Raw genomic sequence first — 22,003 nt, 5'->3', positions numbered from 1 at the left:
ACCGTTGGAATACGGGTGTCGTGTGGCGAGATTGGAAGGTGGATCCGCAGAACGTGGATCTGGAGCGCGTGACGATCAGACCTTTTTCGCTCGGTTTGCCCCAGGAAGAAAATCAATAAGAGAACCATTCCGAGTGACCCATGTTGCCCTCGAAGTCGCCGTATTCGACCATGATGCTACGGGAATAGAAGAGCCAGAGGCCTCCGCCGCTCGGATAGGCAATCTCTTGGCCGCTTTCCGAGACGAATGTCGCGGGCCAGGGCGTGTAGGAACCGTAGACCCGCTGGATATAGCGGCAGGTCCGGTTTTCGCGGTCGCAGGAACGGATCGACCAATCCCACTGACGCGGCTCGTCGCGCGGCTCGTAGGAGCGCCCGGTGAACCAGATCACATGGGTTCTGTTCAGCCATTCGTATTCCGGCAAGTTGGTATCGAGCTCGCCCTCTCCACCCGGCCCGCCCAGCTCAATCGGCACATGGGCGAAGGTGCAGACCCCGAAGGGCGGCCGGCTCGGCCAAGGCGTGATGCGGCGGATCATGGTGCGGTAGGCCCGCGCGCAGACTGCGCTCGGTGGGAAGCCGCCCGCCATACAGAGCATGATGGCGCAGTCGATGTCATAGGCCCGCGCCTTCTCCGGGGCTCCAAACCCCGCCATCACCCCCATCGCCGCTGCCATCACCTTCCGCTTCATGTCGCTCTCCCGCAAAAGTTGGGCAGACTGTCTCGCAATATGTGTTTATCTGCAATATGTCGTATTGACTCTATATGGCTTTATGGCCTTAGTGTCGTGAAGTAGAAGGGCTCTCGTGGGGACCCGTGCATGACCTCATGGAGCAAGGCGCACCTGCGTTCGACGCGGCGATCCCGGTCCTGTCCCAGCTACTGAAGGCCGAAATGGCTGAACGTGAAGTTCGGTCCATCTCCTATCACATGAAGGCAGCGCGCTTCCCGGCCCACAAGGACCTGTCAGGCTTCGACTTCGCGGCCAGCGAGGTCAACGAGGCCCTCGTTCGGCAGCTTCATCGATGCGAGTTCCTGGACGCCGCCGAGAACGTGGTCCTGATTGGCGGACCCGGCACCGGGAAAAGCCATGTCGCGACAGCCCTGGGTGTCCAGGCGATCGAGCATCACCGCAAACGCGTGCGCTTCTTCTCCACAGTCGAGCTGGTGAACGCGCTGGAACAGGAAAAGGCGCTGGGAAGGGCCGGGAAAATCGCTGAGGCCTTGGTGAAAACCGAATTGGTGATCCTCCCTCTCGCACATACACAGCATGTGCTGTCGGCACTGGACGAGCTCGGATACCTGCCGTTCAGCGCCTCGGGCGGCGCCTTGCTGTTCCATCTCCTCAGCAAACTCTACGAACGCACCAGCGTCGTGATCACCACGAACCTGAGCTTCAGCGAATGGGCCAGCATCTTCGGTGACGCCAAGATGACCACCGCGCTCCTCGATCGCCTCACACACCGCTGCCACATCCTGGAGACCGGAAACGACAGCTATCGCTTCAAGGCCAGCTCGGAGACCGCGAAAAAGAAGAGGAAGGAGACGCCGATGTTGACCACATCATGACCCGACCGGCATACTGACAGGCGGGTCAAATCTCGGTGACAATGCTGGGTCAGTTCTCAGTGACATCCAACACGTAGATATACTGGATCGTCCTAGTGCCGGTCTGGTCGATCAGCTTTTCCAGGGCCATCTTCTTCGCGTCCATGGGGCCGTCGTAGAACCCGTCCGGATCGGGCACGCCCCAACCGGCATCCCCCACCCGGAACTCGTAGAGATGGGTGTCCGTCCAGCCCATGGCCGCCTGGATGACGTCATGCAGCTGGTCGAGCCTGATCTTCAGCGGCACCTCGATGTGGCGCATCGGCTGCGGGTCGACATCGTTCAGGATAATCCGGAGGCGGGCGATCAGGGTCACGCGGCCATCCCTTGTGGTGTCGGGGACCAATTCCAAGGCAGTAGATCCGGCACGCGGGAGGCTGTCGCGCCAGGCAGCTGGGCGAGGACATCGCCGAGCCAAGCCTTCGTGAGAATAGACGAGAAAAGGGCTTCTCAACATCATCCGTCGTCAGGCAGACCCTGCCATCGTCGAGGAACCGGGTGAAGGCGGGCCGGCGCTCCGCCTGGAACATGTAGTCGATCGACTTGGCGATCGGGTTGTGCTTCGACAGCCGGTCGGGTGCGCGCTACCTACAAGTGCGACTCCTATTAGAAACCAATGGGTTATCTAATGAAGAGGTTGCACCTTGGAAAAGCGACCAACCCATGCTCTCGGACAGAAGTTCGAGCGCTTGAATACCCAAAAGCGAGTTACCGTCGCGGTCTAGCCCTGGAGACCAAACGGCAATCGAGGCCACGTGCGGCACGATCGCGAGGATACCGCCACCTACGCCACTTTTTGAAGGTATTCCAACACGATAGGCGAATTCTCCCGATCCGTTGTAGTGCCCGCAGGTCATCATCAGCGCATTGATTGACCGCACATGCTTTGCCGCGACCAGGTCTTGTTCGGCGTCAAAGCCCGCCAGAAATCTGCCACAACGCGCAAGCTGCGCGCAGGTCATCGCGATCGCGCATTGATGGAAATAGACCCCGAGCGTCATCTCGCAAGGGTGCTCCAAATTGCCAAACGCTGTCAGCACATGTGCCAGGGCCCAATTCTTATGCCCTGTTGCAGTCTCCGAGGCAGCTACAGCGGGGTTCACAAAAATTTCGTCGTCAGAGGCAGCAAGTCGCACGAATTGCAGGATTTCTCCAATACATTCAGCGGGCGTCGACCCCGCGAGGATCATGTCCGTCGTGGTGATCGCCCCCGCGTTTACAAAGGGATTGGCAGGGCGCCCTTTGCGGATTTCTAGTTCCTGAATCGAGTTGAAGGCCATAGTCGAAGGCTCCCTCCCGACCCTGCGCCAGAAGCCATCGCCAAAGCGACCAAGCGCGATGGCAAGGGTGAAAATCTTCGAAATGCTCTGGATCGAAAACGCCGTGTCCGAAGTGCCGACCGAAATCTGTTCGCCAGACGCAAGGCTCACCGACATGGCAAAATTCTGCGGATCGCTGGTCGCGAGTTCGGGAATATAGAACGCCACCTCGCCGCGGTCCGTTTGATCTGCCATAGCGAGCGAAATCGCCTCCATCGCCGCGCGAACACGCAATGCCAAGGATGACATGCTTAGTCGAGCCAGTCCAGAAACGGGTTCTCTTGCCTGAAGGAACGCCCATAGATCACAGAAGTCATTGAAATAGCCGCACTTGTCACAGGGGTCAAAACGCCGCGAGCCGCGCCAATATGCTCAAAGGTCGCAAGCCCGAAGGGCACATCTTCGGTCAGATACCGTGTGCTCGTTTCTACAGGCCCTTTGGGCAGACCGTTACGCCGCTGATGCAGTTCTGCTGACATCTCTGACAAAGGCATGCCGGCAGTGAATCCATTGCTCCTCTCCCAGGACGACTTGAACGTTTCTAGGTGGAGACCAAGCGCGCGCGCCAGCGCCAAACGCTCGCTGTCAAGGGCCTCGATGAGGCGCGCGACGCCTTCCGTTATGCCGCCATAGTTGCTCCAATCCTCACCTCTTTCGATGCGGGTGAAGTTGCACAGGGCGTTCGGGACGTGAACGATGGGATTGAGGTTTGAGAGGGTCAAATGCAAAGGGCTCGACGCTTGTGTCAGAGCGACCCCGGTAACTACTGACCAAAAGTCGATTTGCGTTTGCGGATTGTCACAGCCGCGCACCCATGCCAGTGCTGAATTGCGCAGCAACCCGACCTTGACCAAAGCGCCTTCCTCCCGCCGCCCCGTGGCCAGCGTTGTCGAGAGTGCCGTTATCGGGGCGATGCGCCCTCGCCTGGACAAGGCCTCTTCGACAGAAGCAGAAAACTGGGACAGTTCCGCGCCAATTAGCACGGGCTGCCCATCCGTGATGTGCGTCGCCATTACCTCAAGCGCGCTTTGGTAGCGATCCGCTGATGTCGCCAGAATGACGCCATCGGCCCCGCCAATGACGTCCGCATCCGCGCTCACCTGCATATAGATATCCAGCCTCAGTGCTCCCTGCGCCCGAAGATGCTGCCCCCAAAGGCCCGTGGCCCCCGCTCCCGAAACGGACACTAGGCAAACACTATGCCCTTTATGAGCAAGCAACGCTGCAGTCGCCAAGGCGGCGCCTCCCGTGCCAATGATTGCAAACCTCATTCCGTGCCCGCAGCTCCTAATTTGGTGTCTCGTGATAAGCCCTATGGTCCTTTGTTGAGACGCACCCCTTTTCAGACAAAGTCCTCAAACCATCACTTTGTGCCCTGGTGACACGACCTTGTACTCTCGTTTGGGCGGCACATAGTCGACTTTACGGATTGGACTCTTGATGTCCTCGTCTGACACCGCCAGCTTGCTCCGCCGTCGGCCAGGGTCAGCGACAGGCACTGCGGCCAAGAGTTTTTTCGTGTATGGATGCTGCGGATTTTCGAAGATATCCGCCCGCGAGCCTATCTCGACGATCTCGCCCAGATACATGACAGCTACACGATGGCTGATGCGTTCAACGACGGCCATGTCGTGCGAAATGAACAAATACGACAGGCCCATACTTTCTTGGAGATCCATCATCAGATTGACGACTTGTGCCTTCACGGAAACATCAAGAGCTGATACCGCTTCGTCCGCCACGATCAGCTTTGGCTCGAGAGCGAGAGCACGAGCGATACAGATGCGTTGACGTTGCCCACCTGAAAATTCGTGCGGGAAACGGTCCGCCATTTCAGGGCTCAGGTCCACTTTCGCCAGAAGTTCGGCAACGCGGGTCTTTGCCTCACCAGGAGAGACAAGGCCATGGATCAGCAATGGTTCGGCGATCGCCGCTCCGATTTTTTGCGTTGGATTCAAGCTTGCGAATGGGTCTTGGAAAACCATCTGGATGCGTTTTCGTTCGTCACGAAGGTTGCGCGGGCCAGTGGCCAGAAAATCCTTGCCACAAAGCCTGACAGATCCGGAATCCGGTTCATTCAGTCTGAGAAGCGCGCGTCCAGTCGTGGATTTGCCGCAACCCGACTCGCCCACGATGGACAAAGTTTCACCGGGCTTGACGTCAAAGGACACGTCTTCAACTGCATGCACACGCCCCAATGGCCTTGCGAACAACCCAGAGCGGAGTTCAAACCGTTTCACTAGATTTGCTACTTCGAGGATAGGCGCCTCGCCCTCGCGTACCGTCATCGGGCTCACCTGCACCGGTGCTATCTCGCCTGTCTTTCGATCCACCTTCGGGAATCGCAACGGCTCGCTATGACCCGTCATCGAGCCAAGCTTCGGCACCGACGACAAAAGCGCTCGGGTGTAGGGGTGATGCGGTCGAGCAAAAACCTCTTCGGTCGCACCGCTTTCGACGACTTCGCCCTTATACATCACAACTGTCTGATCTGCGATTTCTGCAACAACGCCCATATCATGGGTGATGAACAGAACGGACATCCCCTCTTCGTCCTGCAATTCTTTTATAAGGTTTAAGATTTGCGCCTGAACAGTGACATCCAGCGCGGTGGTCGGTTCATCCGCGATAAGCAGTTTCGGTTTGCATGCAAGCGCCATGGCGATCATGACGCGTTGGCGCATCCCGCCCGAAAAATTATGGGGAAATTGGCCGAGGCGGGTCACTGGATCGGGAATGTGAACCCGTTCCAAAAGTTTGATGGCCTCCACCTTGGCATTCGCGGGCGTCAGACCCCGATGCGCCACGATGGCTTCGGTGATCTGCGTGCCAATCGTCAACACCGGATTGAGAGACGTCATCGGCTCCTGGAAAATCATCGCGATGTCATTCCCACGCACATCGCGGAACGCATCGCTCGCCAAAGACATCAATTCCATACCGTCAAGCCGTACGGAACCTTGGCAACGGCTGGTTCCTGGTTCGGTAAGCCGCATAAGCGAGAGCGCCGTGACACTCTTCCCCGAACCCGACTCGCCGACGATAGCCAGCGTTTTCCCGCGTTCTATCGAAAAGGACACGTCTTTGACGGCAACAACCGGACCCGACGGGGTCAGAAACTCCGCGCGCAGGCCGGCAACCTCGATCAGGGCATTGCAATCGGCGGAACCCGTCTGGGGAGACTTGAACACCATGTGTTCCGCGTCGCTCCAGCGATTACTCGTTTCGAGATTGGCGCTTCGTGGATTGAAGCGCGACTGAAGCCCATCACAAAGACGGTTCACTATGAATACGGTGAGCACAAGACAAAGGCTGGGCCACACAAGCCCCGTAGGGTTGACTTCAAGTTGCGTTCTCGCATCACGGATCATCAGCCCCCAAGATGGCGTGGGCGGAACAACCCCAAGCCCCAAGAAACTCAGCCCAGCTTCGACGATAATCGCATGCGACGCCGTAAGAGAGAATTGGACCAATACCGGCCCTACAATATTCGGTAGAATTGACCGCAAGAGAATGCGCGAACTTCTCGCGCCTAAAGTGTGCTGTGCCTCAACGTATTCGATCTTGCGGATCGACAGGGTCTCACCATATGCCACGCGCGCAAAGTTCGGGATATATAGCAATGACAGACAAGCGATGAGCGTCGTTGCACTTGGGCCGAAGAGCGCGACCACCAGCAATGCCATCAGAATGGGCGGAAATGCCAGCAATACATCGGATATGCGCTGCGTAATAGTTTCCCATAGACCGCCGAAGTAGCCACCGATGATGCCGGCCGCAGTGCCCACGGCACCCGCTATGAGAGCTGTCGCGAAAGCGATCCCAAGAGAGGTCCGGGCACCGTACATCAACCTCGAAAGGATGTCCCGGCCAAAATTGTCCTGTCCTAGAGGGTGCTGGGGAGACGGACCCGCGAACCTCGCGACGATGTTCATCGCGGTCGGGTCAACGCGCCAGACCATGGGGCCGAAAATCGCAACAGCCACGAGAACGGCCAGCAAAGTGACATTTATCTCTAGCCCACCAATGCGCAGGCGTGTTTTTTTCAGTTTTGAAGTCATTGGCTACGCACCCGCGGATCGAGGACCATGTAGAGGAGGTCGACTAGGAGATTCAGGAAGATAAATAGAAAAGCGATGACCAGTACTGTGCCGCGTATCTGCGGATAATCCCGATTTTCTATCGCGGTCACGAGGAACCCGCTAAGGCCTGGATAGTTGAAGACATATTCGACAAGTACAGAGCCGCCCAACAACGCCCCCATTTCTAGACCAACAATAGTCGCCACCGGCCCCAAAGAGTTTCGCACGATATGCCAGCGCCGAATGCGCTTCTCGCTGATTCCCTTGGCCCGCGCCGTGCGCACCCAATCCTTCGTCAGCACAGATGCAACGGTTGCGCGCGCCATGCGAAAAATGATCGCGGAAAAGCCCACCGAAATCGCCAAAGCGGGCATCAGGACCAGAACAACGTGTCGGATTGGATTGTCGGAAAACGACACATAGCCACCGGCGGGCACCCACCCCAAACGCTGAGCAAAGACATAGACCATCGCCGTTCCAGTAACGAAAATTGGCAAGGACATCTGAACGCTGGCCGCGAAAGAAAATGCACGATCCACGAAACGCCCCTGGCGAAGCGCCGCGGCCACTCCCGCGGGAACACCGATCGCCAGCGAGATCACGGTGGCAAACCCGATCAGTTCCAAGGTCCGCGGGAGACGGATTGCGATCGTGCTCCAGACCGTGCCGTTATTGCTGAATGACCTGCCAAGATCCCCTTGCAGCAAGCCTCCCAAAAAAGTGAGGTATTGGAGCACCACAGGACGATCCAAGCCCAACTCTTGGCGAAGCGCCAGAACGGCGGCCTCAGGCGGCTCAACCCCACCGACTGAAAGCAGCATGACCGCTGGATCTCCAGGCACCAGATAGAGCGCCAGAAAAACGATCGTCGCGACGGTGAGAGCCAGTATGAGTGCCGCAACTGTCCGTTTAATTATATAGGTGTACATCGATTTACCCGCTGTCTTATGCACCGGGCGTGTGTCTCGCACACGCCCGGTGGCCGCACTTATTCCAAATGGACGGCTTCCAACCCAAAGGCGGAATATCCACTGCTGCTACCGACGAGAGCGTTGAACCCCTCGACGTTGCCATGCATGGCGTAACCTTGGGTCCGGCGCGTCAACGGGCACAATGGAACGTCTTCGGCCACAATCGCCGCAACCTTCTGGTAGATTTCCGCGCGCCGGTTGGGATCCAACTCATGGCGACCTTCCGTCAGAAGCGCATCCAGTTCGGGATTGGAGTAGCCAAAAGAGCGTTTGTAGCTCGGGGAACCGCTGCCAATCATCGCCGTCAACCCGTCCGGATCATCGACGACGGTTGCGCTGCCGTTCACGGCGAACTGATATTGCCCTTCATTGCCCTGAGCGACCCGTGCCCCCCATTCTGGCAGGTCCAATTCAACTGGGAGCCCCGCCGCATTGAGATACTGCTGCACCACCAAGGCGGTATCCTGATGCATGGAATAGGTCGACGAGGACAGAAGCTTGACCGATTGGCCAAGGGCACCTGCTTGCTCAAGAAGCGATTTGGCCAGATCGGGATCAAAGCTGAACAAGTCCTGAGTTTCGGGGCTCATCACCTCCGAAGTCTCATCGAGAGGCAGACCAAGCAGTTCCTTGCCACGACCGTAGAACGCAGCGTCGACCACATCTTGCCGATTGATCGCATTGCAAACCGCACGTCGTACACGCGCATCATCGAAGGGTGCCTGTTCGACGTTAAAGTTCAGGACCATGTTCGGACCGGTGGTTTCCTGCAATACCAGGTCGGCATTGCTTTCGACTTTGGCCATGCTCTGCCAAGGAACATACTCGATGATGTCGACATCGCCAGACTCAAGCGCAGCGACGCGCAGGTTCTCGTCCTTGTAGGCGATCATCTCAAGTTTGGGCGTTTTAGGGTAACCTTCCTTGTAGTATCCGTCGAAGGCCTCAAAACTGATGGCAACACCTTCTTCCATCTTGGTGATCTTGTAGGGGCCCGCACCAACGGGCGTGTCGATACCAGCCACTTCGGAAAGCACCGGCGCATAAGGGGTCGCGAGAAGCTTGGTGAAAGCAGGGGTCGGTGCCGAAAGACGGAACCGTACTGTCTTGTCATCTACGACCTCGATTTCTTCAATCACGGAGAGTTCGTTGACAAAATAGGCCGTCGAACCCTCCTTGCCGATCTGCTCGAACGACCACTTCACATCGGAGGCATTGACCGGCTCACCATTTTGGAAGACCGCGTTTTCACGGATGTGGAAAACGAAATCCATTCCCTCTTGTTCCCAGCTTTCCGCAAGCTCCCCAACCACCTGGCCGCCGCCGTCGAGGCCAAGAAGGCCACGAAAAATCTGTAGCTTCACATTGTGCCCAGCAGCGCCCTCGTGACGAAAGGGGTCCAGCCCAGAGGGGTAGGAAGCAAGACCGAAGCGCAGAGTATCCATATCTTCCGCCGCGGCTTCTTTTGCCAACGTTAAGGTTGAACAAATCGCTGTCGCTGCCAGCATCAACCCCCATTTGCCAAGTCGGCTTTTGATTACATTCGTCATTCCATTTTCTCCTGTCGGTTTGATTTTGCCGGTTGTTCCGGTTTCTCGTCGATTTAGTTTACTGCTCGGCTCGTTCGCTCGTGATTGCGCCTCGCATTAATTGGCGAGCAAAAGCACAGCGGCGTCGGTCTTAGCGTCGCCGTAATCCTCTCGGCTGCGAATTTCTGTCATCACGCCATCCCGAAGGTCTCGCGCAAGCAACGCAACAGGGCGGTCGGAGGGGTCGCCAAACCCACCTCCGCCTGGGATTTCGATCCGCAGCGTTTCGCCCGCTTCCAGTTTCAATCCCGCGAACTTGGACGGCAGCACGACCTCTTGCGGCGTGCCAACATTCTGGAGAATACGACCAAGGCCGCCGGGCCTGCCGCCTTCCGAGCCTGGCGCTCCTTGCAAGTGGCGATCTGAGCGTGCCGAAACGATGGTCTTGTCCTGAAGCGCGCGGACTGTGCGGAAAATACCCATACCGCCACGCCACCGCCCTGCCCCACCCGAGTTCGGCAAGAGTCCATATTCTTCGCACAAAACTGGCGCTTCGTTCTCCATCGATTCGACGGGAAGATTGAGCGAGTTGGTAATGTGCACGTGGATGCCATCCATCCCGTCGCCATCGCATCGCGCGCCACCACCACCGCCAGCGGTCTCACCACAGATGAAATACCGCCCCGTTTCCGGATGGTAGCCAGAGAAATCGTATGACGGCAGCACGTCATAGCTGGATGCCATTCGGGTATTCGGGTCAATGAGCGGCTGAAAGGCACCAAAAATTGCGCCAGCCAATCGCTGACAGGCAATCGTGCGTGACCCTACAGCGGCAGGGGCCTTCGGATTGACGATTGTTCCCTCAGGCGAGCGAAGTACGATCGAGGCCATCATGCCTGCGTTCGCCATCAGATTTGGGTCAAGCAAAGCCTTCACGCAATAGTACGCGGTCGCTCTTAGTGCATTGTGCGCGATGTTCATCGCTCCACGGGTCTCAGGACCACTTCCCGTGAAATCCAGCACCAGTTTCCCGCCCTCAACGCTAACCGTTGCACACAGAGGGACCTTGTCGCCATCGGCGAAACCATCGTCGTCAAGATAGGTGGTAAAGGTGCTTGGCTCTGTTCCGTTCAGGGTTGCGATCCTCAGATCGAGTCGGCGCTTGGTATAGTCGAGCAAGTCCTGAATACGAGCTTCGAAATGCTCGACCCCCATCCGCTCGATCAACTTACGCGCATCTGACCCGCCCCGCTCGTTTGTGGCGATTTGGACCTTGAGATCGAGAATGCGCTCTTCAGGGAGGCGCGTATTCAGCGCGATCATTTCCAGCAAATCGTCGTCGATTTTTCCGTCCCGACACACGCGCATCACTGGGATACGCAAACCTTCTTCGAAAATTGACCGCGACGTCGCCGCCGTCGAGCCGGGAACAGGCCCACCGACATCATTGTGATGGCCGATGTTGACCATAAACGCGGCAAGTCTGTTTTCCACAAACAGGGGAGTGGCGATCGAAATATCGGGCAAATGAGTGCCGCCCGCGACATATGGATCATTGCAGATGAAGGCATCGCCAGGTTGAATGGCGTCAATGGGGAACCGCGCCAATAGTGCGTCGACCGCGCCCATCAAAGACCCCAGGTGGATCGGTATATGAGTACCCTGGGATACAAGGCGTCCCTTTCCATCGAACAGACCAACAGAGAAATCCCGCCTTTCCTTGATTTGCGTGGAGAAGGAAGAACGCATCATATTGATCGCCATCGACTCCGTGATTGACAAAAGACGGTTAGAGAAGATCTCCATGGCAATGGCGTCGAAACCGCTCTTTGCCTCGGGGGTGGGTGCAACGGATTTCACTGTCAGGCCCTCAATTGGTGGTGGTGATGTGGATGTTACCGAGCGCATCCAGGCGACCTGTTTGAGCAGGCAGGATGACGGTGGTTCCGCTCATTTCTTCAATAATTACAGGCCCGGAAATTTGTGTTTCGTGCGGCAAACGGGTTCGTCGGTACACGGTCGTCTCGTGCCAGCCGTCCTCAAAATAGACGTTGCGCGTTTCGAGCCTCGCATCCGCCAACGAGGTTCCTGGCTCGGCGCTGTTGGCCCCACCCTTCTCGACAAAACAGATCGCTTTCAGGCGCAGGTTGACGACCTCGACTTTGTGGTCAGGTAGTCCATATCCAAACTGATCTTCATGGGCTGCATGGAAATCGGCGGTAAAGGCATCTATTGCATTGTCGCCGAAACTCGGGACAGGTATCGAAATAGCATGGCTTTGCCCGTGGTAGCGGGCATCCAACGAGACCTGCAGGTCTTGCCTGGAGCCTGTCATTGCCTCTTCCTCGAGCCATTCCGCTCCTTCTTTGCGCATCTCCTCTGCCATCGACACGATAGTGTCCCAGCTTTGCGAATCTGCCACCTTCAGGACCGTGCGGACAAAGTCGCGGCTCAAATCCGACAGCAACACACCGCGCGCGCAAAGTGTTCCTGGTTCCTGCGGCACAACGATTTTGGGCAGACCGCACTCTTGGGCAACCTCTGCCGCGTGCAACGCCCCTGCCCCGCCAAATGCATAAAGCGAAAATCCCGACAAGTCGTGGCCATGCTCTGTGGACACAGACCGGATCGCGCGGCTCATATTTACGGTCGCGATCTTGATGATGCCCATTGCCGCGTCTTCGACGGTCAGTCCGAGCGGCCCTGCGATTTGATCCCTGATCGCGGCCTCTGCCAGAGAACGATCGACTTTCATTCGACCCTCGAGCAGCGCGACCGGATTGAGACGGCCCAACACGATGTTTGCATCGGTCAGTGTAACTTCCTTCCCGCCGCGCAAATAGGAAATCGGGCCCGGCGTTGCACCGGCACTGACAGGGCCGACCGTCAGAGCGCCCGCATCATCAATCTTGGCGATCGAACCGCCACCGGCCCCGATGACGTGAATATCCACCATCGGCATTCGAACGGGATGACCCGACACCTGGCGACTCGAGGTGAACTGCGGCTTACCGCCCGTTATCAGGGAGACATCTGTCGACGTCCCCCCCACGTCAAAAGTGATGATCTCGCTTTCGCCAATTCGAGCGCCAATTCGCGCAGCGCCAATCACCCCGGCGGCGGGACCCGAAAGACAAGTCAGAACAGGCAGTTCTTCCACCGTCTGGACCGGCAGTAACCCGCCGTTCGAGTGGAACGTCAGAGGCTCGACAGAGATCCCGGCTTCCCTAATCCGTTGACGAAGGCGGTGTAGGTATTTCTGAGTTCTCGGCCCGACGTAAGCATTCAGTGCGGTCGTCGAAAACCTTTCGAACTCGCGGAATTCCGCTACAACTTCAGATGAGATAGACACGTACATCTCGGGCGCGACACGTCGAACAATATCTCTCACAGCCTTTTCGTGCGTAGGGTTGCGATAAGAATGGAGGAAGCCGACTGCTATGGCTTCCGCACCACTGTCACGCAACGTGACAACAAGCTTCTCCACGGCCTCGACATCCAATTTCCGTATAATCTCGCCGTTTTTGTCGAGACGTTCACCCACCTCCACGCGACGAAAGCGCTCTACCAGTGGTTCGGTTTTTCGCACTGACCAATCATACAGTGAGGGACGCGTTTGTCGGCCAATCGCCAACACATCACGAAAGCCTTCCGTGGTCAGAAATCCGGTCGGCACGCCTCGACCTTCGATCACCATGTTGGTGGCAACTGTGGTGCCATGGCCCACATATCCAACTTTACGCGGATCCACACCATTGCGTTCCAGCATTTCACCGATGCCACAAGCAATAGCGCGCGATGGATCGTCTGGCGTCGAGGGCACCTTGTAGAAAGCCACCGAGAGATCGTCGGTATTCTCCATTACGAAGTCGGTGAACGTGCCCCCAACATCAACTCCAATCCTATACATCGCCCGTTGACTCCTTCAGCCGTCAATTCTTCGCCCAGCACGTCCCACACCACGCAAAATCCGAACATCCCATGGACTAAAATGGTGGGCCTGTAAGGTGTTCTGGGTCGGGTCCGCACTGTGGTGTTGACAAACGTAGGAAACCAAATCCTATTATGTCCAATAGTAAGAACCGACTATGCTATTACGAAAGTTATACTATGGCTCGTCCGATCAACCTTCGTCAAATCGAAGTTTTCAAGGCTATTATGGAAGCGGGAACGGTAAGTCGGGCCGCTGAGATGATTCACATATCGCAACCTGCAGCCAGCAAGCTCCTGATGCAGCTTGAGGTCGACAACGCCCTGAATCTCTTTGAGCGCCAGAAGGGACGCTTGGTGCCAACAGCCCAGAGCCTCTATCTGTACGAGGAGGTCGAGCGCATCTTCGCGGGCATAAAGCAGGTCGAAAGTGCCATCGAGTTCATCAAACGCGAGGATCAAGGAAAACTGGTGATTGGGACACCGCCCGGATTGACCGGAACCTTCATGCGCAAAGTCATCTCACGACTTCAGGACCGGCACCCCAATGTTTATTGCATTATCCAGTCACGACGTTCGCGCTGGTTGGTAGAACATGTCCTCACCCGCCAGATTGACGTCGCGATTACACCGACGCGGATCGACAATCCGGCCTTCCATGTGGAGAAATTTGCCGAGCTGCCATTGGTTTGCATCATGCCTATGGGCCATCCACTAGCCAAATTGGACGTAGTGCACCCCGAACATCTGAATGGGGAGCGCCTTATCACCTTTGACCTGGATTCCCAAACGGGCCTCAGGGTCGACAATTTGCTTCGCGAACACAACGTAAATGCGAACATTACCGTGACAACCGATACAGCAAATTCGGTAGGTGAACTCGTCGCTGGCGGCTTGGGAGTGTCATTGATCTACCCATTGTTCTTGGACGCCGAAGACGACCGCATAATCACCCGACCTGTTGCGCCGAACTCCTCGCTGGAACAATACATTGCCTACGCGAACGACGCCCGCAACAAGTCTCTCATTATGGCATTCATCGAGGAAGTGAAGCACTGCGCAAAGTTCGGTGTGTCAGAGATCATCCTGAACAGCCAAGAGCTCCCACCGGACCTGTGAGCTACTCCCCATCTTTTGGACAGGATCTGGCGTAAATTAAGCTACTCGCTGCACCTGCTGATCGGGTTGGTTGATATCATTTCTCTGCCAGTAGACCAGCGCCGGAGGCTGGCCGCCCAGGGCTGAATGCGGGCGCTGATGGTTGTAGAAGGTCATCCACTTCCGGATGGCCGCTTTCGTCTCCGAACCGGTCTCCCAGGCATGCAGGTAGACGCACTCGTATTTGAGAGTGCGCCACAGCCTCTCGATGAAGATATTGTCGAGGAAACGGCCCTTCCCATCCATCGATATGCGCACGCTGGACCGGCGGAGCCGATCCGTCCAGGCAAAGGACGTGAACTGGGATCCCTGGACGCCCTTCTAAGAGTCAAGCGGCGATTTGTGTCTGATTTATTTCTTTATGCCGCCGCATGATGATGCCGAAGACTTCTCGCGCGATATAGCGTTTCAGGCTGCGAATGGCTTCCATTTTCGAGTTTCCGGCCGCAATGCGCTTGGCAACATAGTCTTGGGTCCGAGGGTCCAGTCGCAAACGTCCTATGGCGATGATGTGGATCGCGCTGTTGGCGGCGCGATCACCGCCTCTGTTCAGTCTATGTCGAACCGTTTTCCCTGATGAAGCCGGAACGGGACTAACGCCGCACAGAGCCGCAAAGCTTGCTTCGGATTTCAATCGCTCGGGATTGTCTCCGGCTGTCAGCAATAGCTGTGCCGCACTGTTCAGGCCAATCGCAGTTTGCTCCAGAAGCTCGGGGGCAAGATCTTTGACGATCGCTTTGATCATGTCGTCCAGGTCAGCAATCTCGTCATGCAGTTCAAGATAACGCCGCGCCAGGGATTTTAGGGCAATGCGATAGGCCTCTTCTACCTCCCGATACGCCGTAAGATCGGGCCGCCAGGCTGCCAGCGTGCGGATCAACTGCATTCTTGTCATCTGGCGCAGAGGCTCGCGCAATCTGTCAGGTGCGCAAACAATCGTGGTCTGGATCATCTGTAAAGCAATGCGGCGCGCCTGAACGGCTGTCTTTCGACAAACCTTTAAAACGCGAAGACTTTCGACCATACCGTCGCGGCTCCTTGGTGTGACCGTGTGGCGTTCGGCAAAAGCAGCATGGGCCGCACTTTCCGCATCGAAGTTGTCGTTCTTGCCGCGGCGGTGGCGGGCATGTTTGTCAGGGGATGTGACCACTTCCAGCACTTTGACGCCCGCGGTTTGTAGATAGCGCAACAACCCTGCACCATAACTGCCAGAACATTCGATGCCGACGCGTTGCAGGTCACCGAATGAACGCATCCATTCCAACATCATGCGATGTCCATGCCGTGTGGTTGCGAAGCTCTCGGTGCCGAGCACACGGTCGTATTGGTCGACGACGGCAGCAACATGTAAATCCTTGTGGGTGTCGACGCCTCCGACGACGTGAGCAGTGTCTGGTTGTTTAGCCATTTGACGATCCTTTCCTGCGGCAAGTGAACGAGCGTCGCCTCGATGAATGCAGGGACAGGACAGTCATGAGACCGGATGGTCAGGCCCTTCTCGGGTCACGGCAGCATCTCTGAGACAAGCTCGCCGCAAGGCGTTCCCGGATGATCGACAGGTCCAGGGAAAGACACGTGTCAGGTCGATCGGAGTGAGGGTCAAACCAAGCCGGAAAGCCATGCGGCACCACCCCATCGAACGGTCGATCAGTGTTTGAGTCAAACCATCCGAGAACTGGTTCCTACCATATGACTATCCGTATTCATTATCTCTGGCGGGCCGAACTTGTGGATGGCCTCGTTCAGCGCCTCGACACAGAAGTCGGCCTCCAGCGTGTTCGAGATCCGCCAGGACAGGACCTTCCGGGTGTACCAGTCCATGATCGCCACGAGGTATAGGAACCCGCGCCGCATGGGCAGGTAGGTGATATCCGAGCACCAGACCTGGTTCGGGCGTTCCACTCGCTGACCTCTGAGCAGGTAGGGATAGGTCTTGTGGCCCTTCGTCGGCCTGCTCGTGTTGGGCTTCTGGTAAATCGGCATTAGCCCCATCAGGCGCATCAGTCGCCGGATGCGCTTCTCGTTCACCAGATGGCCGTCGTTGCGCAGGTGCCAAGTCATTTGCCGGACGCCGAAGAACGGCGTCTCCAAGAACTGCTCGTCGATCCGCCGCATCAGGCCGAGGTTCTGTTCGGTCTCGCCCTTGGGCGTGTAGTAGAAAGACGAACGCGCGATCGACAGCAACTTGCACTGCTGGCCGATCGACAGATCCGGGTGGTCGGGCTCGATCATGCCGCGCCTCACTTCCCGCCCCAGGGCTTCAGCTTTCGTTCCAAAAAAGAGTTGGCCACAGCCAGCTCCCCGATCTTGGCGTGGAGCTCCTTCACCTGCTCCTCGTCAATCTCCGGCTTCTTGCGGCCCCCGCGTTCGAACACACCGGAGGCGCCTTCGAGCAGGGCTCGCTTCCATTGATGGATCATCGTCGGATGCACCCCGAACCGGCTTGCCAGTTCGGCTGCCGTCTCCTCGCCTTTCAGGGCTTCCAGCGCGACCTTCGCCTTGAACTCAGGCGCGTGCTGCTTGCGTTTCGACATCTCTGATCTCCTTCTCGTCGAAGATCAGCAGACTGCAAATCGTAGCTTATGTCAGTGTCCGAATTTCGGGGGGTATGTATGAACTGCCTTCCCCTGCAAGTGATTTGTCGATGCACCGCTGACCCTGCTTCTATGTATTCGGTCTTTCTTCGGGGCCGTTCGATTTGCCCCTGACCAAGATGGGAAGTCGCGCGTCCTGTGTCTCGTTAGCTCATCGGCACTCAAGGGCCATGCCCCCCGTCAGACTTGCAAGACGCCGATCGGTCGTTGGTCCATCTCCTCCTCGCTCGCAGATTCCTTTGTCCGGTTGCGCGTCTGCCCTACTACAGGCCGCTCACGGCATTCGGCCGATATCTCTCACCCTTCGTCAGCACAGCCCAGGCAATACGTGCCATCTTGTTGGCCATGGCGACCGCCGCGACGTTCACATGCGCTCGCTCCTTCAGAGCGTCTGCCCAAGCCGTTATTGGCGACGTCCTGTCCCGCACGAGATGCAGTACCGTTCGAGCTCCGTGTATGAAGAGCTTACGCAAATATCGATTGCCGTGCTTCGAGATGCCGATCAGCTTGGCCTTGCCACCTGTCGTGACCTGCCGCGGCACCAGACCAAGCCATGCGGCAAGATCACGACCTTTGCCAAAGGAGCTGCCGGTGCCGACAGCTGCTACGAGCGCTGTCGCGATCGTGGGACCGATGCCGGGGATTTCCATCAGCCTCTGCATATCAGCATCCGTCCTGGCCAGCGCCTTGATCTCGGCATCGATGGCTGTGACCCGATCATTGATCACGTCCAGCTCGGACGCCATATCAGTCACGAGCAGGCGCATTCGGGGTGAAAGATCGGCAGCGCCCTCTGCGGCCAGTCTGGCCATCTCCTTTTGGAAGATATGGCGCCCGGTTCCTACCCGGATGCCGCGCTCCATCAGGAAACCGCGGCCCTGGTTGATCAAGCGCGTCCTGTCTGACACCAGGCGCTCTCGCGCACGGTGCAGCGCCTGAAGATCGAGCTGTTCTTCCGATTTGATCGCAACGAAGGACATCGTCGGGCGCGTCGCGGCTTCAGCAATCGCCTCTGCGTCACGGTCGTCGTTCTTGTGGACCTTCACATATGGTCGGACGTAGAGCGGCGACATCAACCGGGGCTCATGCCCCTTCTCCAGGCAAAAGCGCCCAATGTGATGCGCCCCGCCGCAGGCTTCCATCGCAACGACGCAGGACGGAAGCGTAGCAAGAAAGTCCAGGAGTCGATGCCGCTGGAGCCGTTTACGAAACACAACCGCTCCCGCTTCATCCAGCCCGGCAAGACTGCAAACGGTCTTGCCCAAATCAATGCCCAGAACCTTGATGTCCATCTGATGTTCCTCTCTCCACCTATGCACGCCACCGTAGCAGCGGTTTGGTGGGAAGGCAGTTCATCCCATTAGCTCACTGTAACGCAACTGAAAGAAGCAAAGGTAGCGGGCAAAAAACACGCTTTGTCATTGAGCACTTGATAATCACTGACAGTCCGTCTTTCAGCGAGATGCCACATTTTGTTCCAAGTTGTCCCCTCAGACCGTCGCCCCAAGCATTGGGCACGGAGCAGACCAGCGCCAAACGCATCGAGCAACGACAAAGGGCTTTTCATAACTTTTGGAATAACTTGCTAAAAAATTTGCATTGGACATTATGGCTCGGGCCTCCTTACCTACTCCATGAGAAAGGGTGTCGGCCAGTGATCCGCAAACATTCGGGATACAATCTTGGTTCTGCCCTTGTGTAGTCAAACTTTGCGGTTCGCAGAGTCTATGGGCCCCCTGTGCTCTCGCCTTAGGCCGCACGGAGAAAGAGATAATGTTCCGGAAACTCGACAATACGGCAGATCAGCTATGTGTGTTTCTCGATGGGGAACCCGCCTATGCTGAAAGCGGCGAAAGCGTCGCGGCCTTTCTTTTGCGGCAACCGGGAACGTGGTCACGGACTACGCCCGTGTCAGGCGCGAAGCGAGGCCCATTTTGTATGATGGGCGTCTGTTTTGAATGCCTCGCGACAATCGACGGTGTGTCGTCAACCCAAACCTGCCTCACACAGGTACGTGACGGAATGCGCATAGATCGTCAACTCGGGCGGCGGAGCGTGGAACAATGATCCCCAAAGTGGACCTGTTGATCGTGGGCGCCGGCCCCGCCGGAATGTCGGCCGCGATTGAGGCCAGAAAGCACGGTCTCACTGTAATGGTAATGGACGAGCAACCGGCACCTGGTGGCCAAATCTGGCGCGCGGTGGAGGCCGTCGCGACGAACAGTCGGGCAAGCTTGTTCGGACGAGCATATCTCGAAGGCCAAGAGATTTGTCGGCAATTTCGCGGCAGTGGAGCCACCTATTTTCCGAACACGCGCGTCTGGAATATAGAAAACGGGCAGAGGATATTCGCTTCGACCGAAGGCAAAGCGTTTTGCGTCGACACCACGGAACTCATCCTCGCCACAGGTGCTCAAGAGCGTCCCGCTCCTTTCAAGGGCTGGACCTTGCCCGGGGTCCTCACCGTTGGCGCGGCGCAAATCCTGTTGAAAGCAGCGAACCAAGTTCCAAAAGACCCCGTCTGGATAGTCGGGTCAGGACCATTGGCATTGCTCTACGCCAATCAACTTCTCAAGGCGGGGGGACAGATCGCAGGCTTTGTTGAGACATCTCCCCGCACGCGTCCCACTACTCTATTTCCCCGTGCCGCCAAGGCTATGGCAAGCGCACCAGGAGAGATTCTGAAAGGGTTGGGATGGGTTGCAACCGTGCGACGCAACGCTCGCTATTTTCCCAACGCCACCAAGATTCAGGCGCATGGCAACGGGGTCTTAGAAGAGCTTTCTTTCACAACGCGGGCAGGACGGCGCCAATCAGTCAAAGCGACTACTCTACTCGTCCACGAAGGTATCGTTCCGTCCATCCACACCACGCAATCGATCGGTTGCGATCACCTTTGGGACCCTGACCTCTATTGCCATGTGCCCGCGATAGATGACTGGGGCGAAACCTCGAAGTGCGGAGTTTATGTCGCAGGAGACGGCGCAAGAATTGGTGGTGCCCAAGCAGCATGTCTACGGGGCAAGATCGCGGCAATTCGGGTCGCTGTTAAATCCCGGAAAATGACAGAGGCTGAAGCGGCCAGAACCATTGTGCCCGTAAGGTCAAAACTGAAATCCGCACTTGGCACCCGACCGCTACTCAATGCGCTTTATAGGCCTTGCTATGACGTTCTTCGCCCGTCGGACGATGTGATCGTCTGTCGGTGCGAAGAAAAGACCGCAGGCGAGCTACGCGAACTCGGTTCGCATAGTGCACCGGATCCAAACCGCGTCAAAATCTTCAGCCGGGCGGGAATGGGCCCTTGCCAAGGTCGTCAGTGTAACGCGACCGTCACGCGGCTGCTGGCCGATCTGCACGGACGATCGCTCACTGACATCGGACTGCACCGCATCCGTCCTCCCTTGAAACCACTCACTCTAAGTGAGCTAGCGTCACTCAATAATCCGGAGGAGAGCGCATGACGAATTCCGTCCACGATGCCATAGTAATCGGTGGCGGCCTGCATGGTTTGTCTTCCGCCCTGCACCTAGCTCGTTCAGGCATGCGGGTTGCATTGCTCGAAAAGTCCTGGCTTGGGCGCCACGCTTCTGGTGGATCAGCTGCGGGTGTCAGGACCCTGAACCGCGCCCTTGAAGAACTCCCAATCGCGTTAGAAGCAATCGAAATGTGGCACTCCATGGAAGCGCTTGTTGGTGATGATTGTGGCTTCCATGCTCATGGTCAAATCCAAATCGCTGTCGACCCTGATGATGTTCGTCTTCTGGAACGGCGCCTCGAAAAATCTCGCGCCGCGGGCTTCAATCATGAGGAACTCATCGACGCCGATGAATTGCACAAACTGGTGCCCGCACTATCACGCCGCTGCTCTGCAGGCTTGATGGTAAGACGAGACGGCGCCGCAGATCCCCATCGCACACTCATAGCCTTTCGTCGGGCTGCCGAACTCGCGGGCGTGCTGATCAAAGAAGAATGCCCGGTAACGCGGATAGAACGTATTGGCTCTGGTTGGCGTGTGACTGGGAACGACCACACATACGAGGCGCCCAATGTAATTAACGCTGCTGGTGCCTGGTCGGACAAGATCGCCGCCATGATCGGCGAAGAGGTTTCGCTGGGTCACAAGGCCTCAATGATGATTGTAACCGAACGCATCGCTCCCTTTGTCAAACCTGTCGTCGGCGTAGCCGGCCGTCCTCTTTCTTTCAAACAAACCGATCAAGGTACTTTGTTGATAGGAGGCGGCCTTCAAGGGAGCGCCGATTTGGACCGTCAAGAGAGCTACGTAGATTTTCTTGAACTGTCTAAAGTTGCGGCTACCGCAACTGAACTGTTTCCCTCCATCGGCTGCCTTCGGATCGTCCGAACATGGGCTGGCATGGAGGCCAAGACACACGACTTGCTTCCAGTCATTGGGCCATCGGCGATTGCGCAAGGAATCTTTCACGCTTTTGGCTTTTCGGGTCATGGCTTTGAACTCGTCCCAGTGGTGGGCGCAATTATCGCGGACCTCGTAATCGACGGGGGTACCAATCGAAAAATCACTGACTTTTCAGCCGGTCGATTGCATCGCCAGTGACTTAGAACTGACAAGAGACAATCCAGTCACCGGCTGGCACGTGGTCTCGGTTATGTGATTTCAATCAGCCGGATAGCAGAGGCGCGGTGTGAGCTCGAAATATCCCAAAGTTCTCACATCCGTTGTTGTTATTCACTCAAAATTTCTGTGTGGAATTCGTCCTCTACAACCTCCCTGTGGACGACCAACTGGCGGCACCGGTATTGCCGGTGCCGCCCCTTTTTCCGAAAGAT

At 57.0% G+C, this 22,003-nt stretch carries 18 protein-coding genes and 2 pseudogenes; 5 read left to right on the top strand and 15 right to left on the bottom strand.

The annotated features are described in order from the left end of the window. Window positions 1–112 precede the first annotated feature (112 nt). Window positions 113–691 carry a hypothetical protein gene (locus ACN0X0_RS20990; protein ID WP_417280818.1) on the bottom strand — a complete coding sequence of 193 codons (579 nt, stop codon included), beginning with the start codon at window positions 689–691 and terminating at the stop codon, window positions 113–115. 137 nt (window positions 692–828) lie between these two features. Between ACN0X0_RS20990 and istB the strand changes: the two genes are divergently transcribed. Then, window positions 829–1,569, top strand: a complete 741-nt coding sequence (gene istB / locus ACN0X0_RS20985; RefSeq protein ID WP_417280819.1) for an IS21-like element helper ATPase IstB — start codon at window positions 829–831, stop codon at window positions 1,567–1,569. Window positions 1,570–1,618: 49 nt separating this feature from the next. Here istB and ACN0X0_RS20980 read toward each other — a convergent pair whose 3' ends face one another. From ACN0X0_RS20980 to ACN0X0_RS20940, 9 genes and pseudogenes are all read right to left on the bottom strand, one after another. Further along, entirely contained in the window at window positions 1,619–1,924 is a 306-nt protein-coding gene (locus ACN0X0_RS20980) for a plasmid pRiA4b ORF-3 family protein (RefSeq protein WP_417280817.1), read from the bottom strand. Next, a pseudogene (locus ACN0X0_RS20975) lies at window positions 1,921–2,180 on the bottom strand (IS66 family transposase); the annotation flags it as partial. The pseudogene ACN0X0_RS20975 and the gene ACN0X0_RS20980, both read right to left, overlap by 4 nt. 12 nt (window positions 2,181–2,192) lie before the next feature. Then, entirely contained in the window at window positions 2,193–3,167 is a 975-nt protein-coding gene (locus ACN0X0_RS20970) for a glutaminase (protein ID WP_417280816.1), read from the bottom strand. Window positions 3,168–3,178: 11 nt separating this feature from the next. Beyond that, window positions 3,179–4,033 carry an NAD/NADP octopine/nopaline dehydrogenase family protein gene (locus ACN0X0_RS20965; protein WP_417280815.1) on the bottom strand — a complete coding sequence of 285 codons (855 nt, stop codon included), beginning with the start codon at window positions 4,031–4,033 and terminating at the stop codon, window positions 3,179–3,181. A 249-nt stretch (window positions 4,034–4,282) separates the two neighbouring features. Continuing rightward, window positions 4,283–6,988: a dipeptide ABC transporter ATP-binding protein gene (locus tag ACN0X0_RS20960; RefSeq protein WP_417280814.1), complete on the bottom strand. Its 2,706-nt coding sequence runs from the start codon at window positions 6,986–6,988 to the stop codon at window positions 4,283–4,285. Next, the gene (locus ACN0X0_RS20955) at window positions 6,985–7,938 is read right to left on the bottom strand and encodes an ABC transporter permease (RefSeq protein WP_417280813.1); all 954 of its coding nucleotides are present in this window, start codon (window positions 7,936–7,938) and stop codon (window positions 6,985–6,987) included. The genes ACN0X0_RS20960 and ACN0X0_RS20955 overlap by 4 nt, the downstream gene beginning before the upstream one ends. 59 nt (window positions 7,939–7,997) lie before the next feature. Next, entirely contained in the window at window positions 7,998–9,530 is a 1,533-nt protein-coding gene (locus tag ACN0X0_RS20950) for an ABC transporter substrate-binding protein (RefSeq protein WP_417280812.1), read from the bottom strand. 96 nt (window positions 9,531–9,626) lie between these two features. Then, entirely contained in the window at window positions 9,627–11,369 is a 1,743-nt protein-coding gene (locus ACN0X0_RS20945) for a hydantoinase B/oxoprolinase family protein (protein WP_417280811.1), read from the bottom strand. A 10-nt stretch (window positions 11,370–11,379) separates the two neighbouring features. Then, window positions 11,380–13,419, bottom strand: coding sequence for a hydantoinase/oxoprolinase family protein (locus ACN0X0_RS20940; RefSeq protein WP_417280810.1), 2,040 nt, complete (start codon window positions 13,417–13,419; stop codon window positions 11,380–11,382). A 200-nt stretch (window positions 13,420–13,619) separates the two neighbouring features. Between ACN0X0_RS20940 and ACN0X0_RS20935 the strand changes: the two genes are divergently transcribed. Then, window positions 13,620–14,558: a LysR substrate-binding domain-containing protein gene (locus tag ACN0X0_RS20935; protein ID WP_417280809.1), complete on the top strand. Its 939-nt coding sequence runs from the start codon at window positions 13,620–13,622 to the stop codon at window positions 14,556–14,558. A 36-nt stretch (window positions 14,559–14,594) separates the two neighbouring features. Here the strand turns inward: ACN0X0_RS20935 and ACN0X0_RS20930 are convergent. From ACN0X0_RS20930 to ACN0X0_RS20910, 5 genes and pseudogenes are all read right to left on the bottom strand, one after another. After that, a pseudogene (locus tag ACN0X0_RS20930) lies at window positions 14,595–14,909 on the bottom strand (transposase); the annotation flags it as partial. Window positions 14,910–14,925: 16 nt separating this feature from the next. Beyond that, complete coding sequence (locus tag ACN0X0_RS20925) at window positions 14,926–16,005, bottom strand: IS110 family transposase (RefSeq protein ID WP_417280808.1); 1,080 nt, start codon at window positions 16,003–16,005, stop codon at window positions 14,926–14,928. Between the two features lie 251 nt (window positions 16,006–16,256). Then, window positions 16,257–16,829, bottom strand: a complete 573-nt coding sequence (locus ACN0X0_RS20920) for an IS3 family transposase (protein ID WP_417280807.1) — start codon at window positions 16,827–16,829, stop codon at window positions 16,257–16,259. A gap of 8 nt (window positions 16,830–16,837) precedes the next feature. After that, window positions 16,838–17,131, bottom strand: a complete 294-nt coding sequence (locus tag ACN0X0_RS20915) for an IS3 family transposase (protein WP_007195955.1) — start codon at window positions 17,129–17,131, stop codon at window positions 16,838–16,840. Window positions 17,132–17,454: 323 nt separating this feature from the next. Continuing rightward, window positions 17,455–18,483 (bottom strand): IS110 family transposase, encoded by a 1,029-nt coding sequence (locus tag ACN0X0_RS20910; RefSeq protein ID WP_417280806.1) that lies wholly within the window; start codon window positions 18,481–18,483, stop codon window positions 17,455–17,457. Between the two features lie 481 nt (window positions 18,484–18,964). On the opposite strand from ACN0X0_RS20910, the gene ACN0X0_RS20905 reads away from it, so the two are divergent. Genes ACN0X0_RS20905 through ACN0X0_RS20895 form a run of 3 tightly spaced genes read left to right on the top strand, consistent with a single transcriptional unit; the run spans window position 18,965 to window position 21,770 of the window. Further along, window positions 18,965–19,258 carry a (2Fe-2S)-binding protein gene (locus ACN0X0_RS20905; protein WP_417280805.1) on the top strand — a complete coding sequence of 98 codons (294 nt, stop codon included), beginning with the start codon at window positions 18,965–18,967 and terminating at the stop codon, window positions 19,256–19,258. After that, window positions 19,255–20,655, top strand: a complete 1,401-nt coding sequence (locus ACN0X0_RS20900; protein ID WP_417280804.1) for an FAD-dependent oxidoreductase — start codon at window positions 19,255–19,257, stop codon at window positions 20,653–20,655. The genes ACN0X0_RS20905 and ACN0X0_RS20900 overlap by 4 nt, the downstream gene beginning before the upstream one ends. Further along, window positions 20,652–21,770: an NAD(P)/FAD-dependent oxidoreductase gene (locus ACN0X0_RS20895; RefSeq protein ID WP_417280803.1), complete on the top strand. Its 1,119-nt coding sequence runs from the start codon at window positions 20,652–20,654 to the stop codon at window positions 21,768–21,770. The genes ACN0X0_RS20900 and ACN0X0_RS20895 overlap by 4 nt, the downstream gene beginning before the upstream one ends. Window positions 21,771–22,003 lie beyond the last annotated feature (233 nt).

The sequence above is a fragment of the Celeribacter sp. genome, from assembly GCF_048270365.1.
Lineage (GTDB): Bacteria > Pseudomonadota > Alphaproteobacteria > Rhodobacterales > Rhodobacteraceae > Celeribacter.
This window is presented reverse-complemented; position numbering and strand designations above follow the sequence as displayed.

Excerpts from the sequence above, each read along its gene's own strand:
- ACN0X0_RS20990 (WP_417280818.1), bottom strand. The coding sequence starts at position 691 with ATGAAGCGGAAGGTGATGGCAGCGGCGATGGGGGTGATGGCGGGGTTT.
- istB (WP_417280819.1), top strand. The coding sequence starts at position 829 with ATGGAGCAAGGCGCACCTGCGTTCGACGCGGCGATCCCGGTCCTGTCC.
- ACN0X0_RS20965 (WP_417280815.1), bottom strand. The coding sequence starts at position 4,033 with ATGCAGGTGAGCGCGGATGCGGACGTCATTGGCGGGGCCGATGGCGTC.
- ACN0X0_RS20960 (WP_417280814.1), bottom strand. The coding sequence starts at position 6,988 with ATGACTTCAAAACTGAAAAAAACACGCCTGCGCATTGGTGGGCTAGAG.
- ACN0X0_RS20955 (WP_417280813.1), bottom strand. The coding sequence starts at position 7,938 with ATGTACACCTATATAATTAAACGGACAGTTGCGGCACTCATACTGGCT.
- ACN0X0_RS20950 (WP_417280812.1), bottom strand. The coding sequence starts at position 9,530 with ATGACGAATGTAATCAAAAGCCGACTTGGCAAATGGGGGTTGATGCTG.
- ACN0X0_RS20940 (WP_417280810.1), bottom strand. The coding sequence starts at position 13,419 with ATGTATAGGATTGGAGTTGATGTTGGGGGCACGTTCACCGACTTCGTA.
- ACN0X0_RS20935 (WP_417280809.1), top strand. The coding sequence starts at position 13,620 with ATGGCTCGTCCGATCAACCTTCGTCAAATCGAAGTTTTCAAGGCTATT.
- ACN0X0_RS20925 (WP_417280808.1), bottom strand. The coding sequence starts at position 16,005 with ATGGCTAAACAACCAGACACTGCTCACGTCGTCGGAGGCGTCGACACC.
- ACN0X0_RS20920 (WP_417280807.1), bottom strand. The coding sequence starts at position 16,829 with ATGATCGAGCCCGACCACCCGGATCTGTCGATCGGCCAGCAGTGCAAG.
- ACN0X0_RS20915 (WP_007195955.1), bottom strand. The coding sequence starts at position 17,131 with ATGTCGAAACGCAAGCAGCACGCGCCTGAGTTCAAGGCGAAGGTCGCG.
- ACN0X0_RS20910 (WP_417280806.1), bottom strand. The coding sequence starts at position 18,483 with ATGGACATCAAGGTTCTGGGCATTGATTTGGGCAAGACCGTTTGCAGT.
- ACN0X0_RS20905 (WP_417280805.1), top strand. The coding sequence starts at position 18,965 with ATGTTCCGGAAACTCGACAATACGGCAGATCAGCTATGTGTGTTTCTC.
- ACN0X0_RS20900 (WP_417280804.1), top strand. The coding sequence starts at position 19,255 with ATGATCCCCAAAGTGGACCTGTTGATCGTGGGCGCCGGCCCCGCCGGA.
- ACN0X0_RS20895 (WP_417280803.1), top strand. The coding sequence starts at position 20,652 with ATGACGAATTCCGTCCACGATGCCATAGTAATCGGTGGCGGCCTGCAT.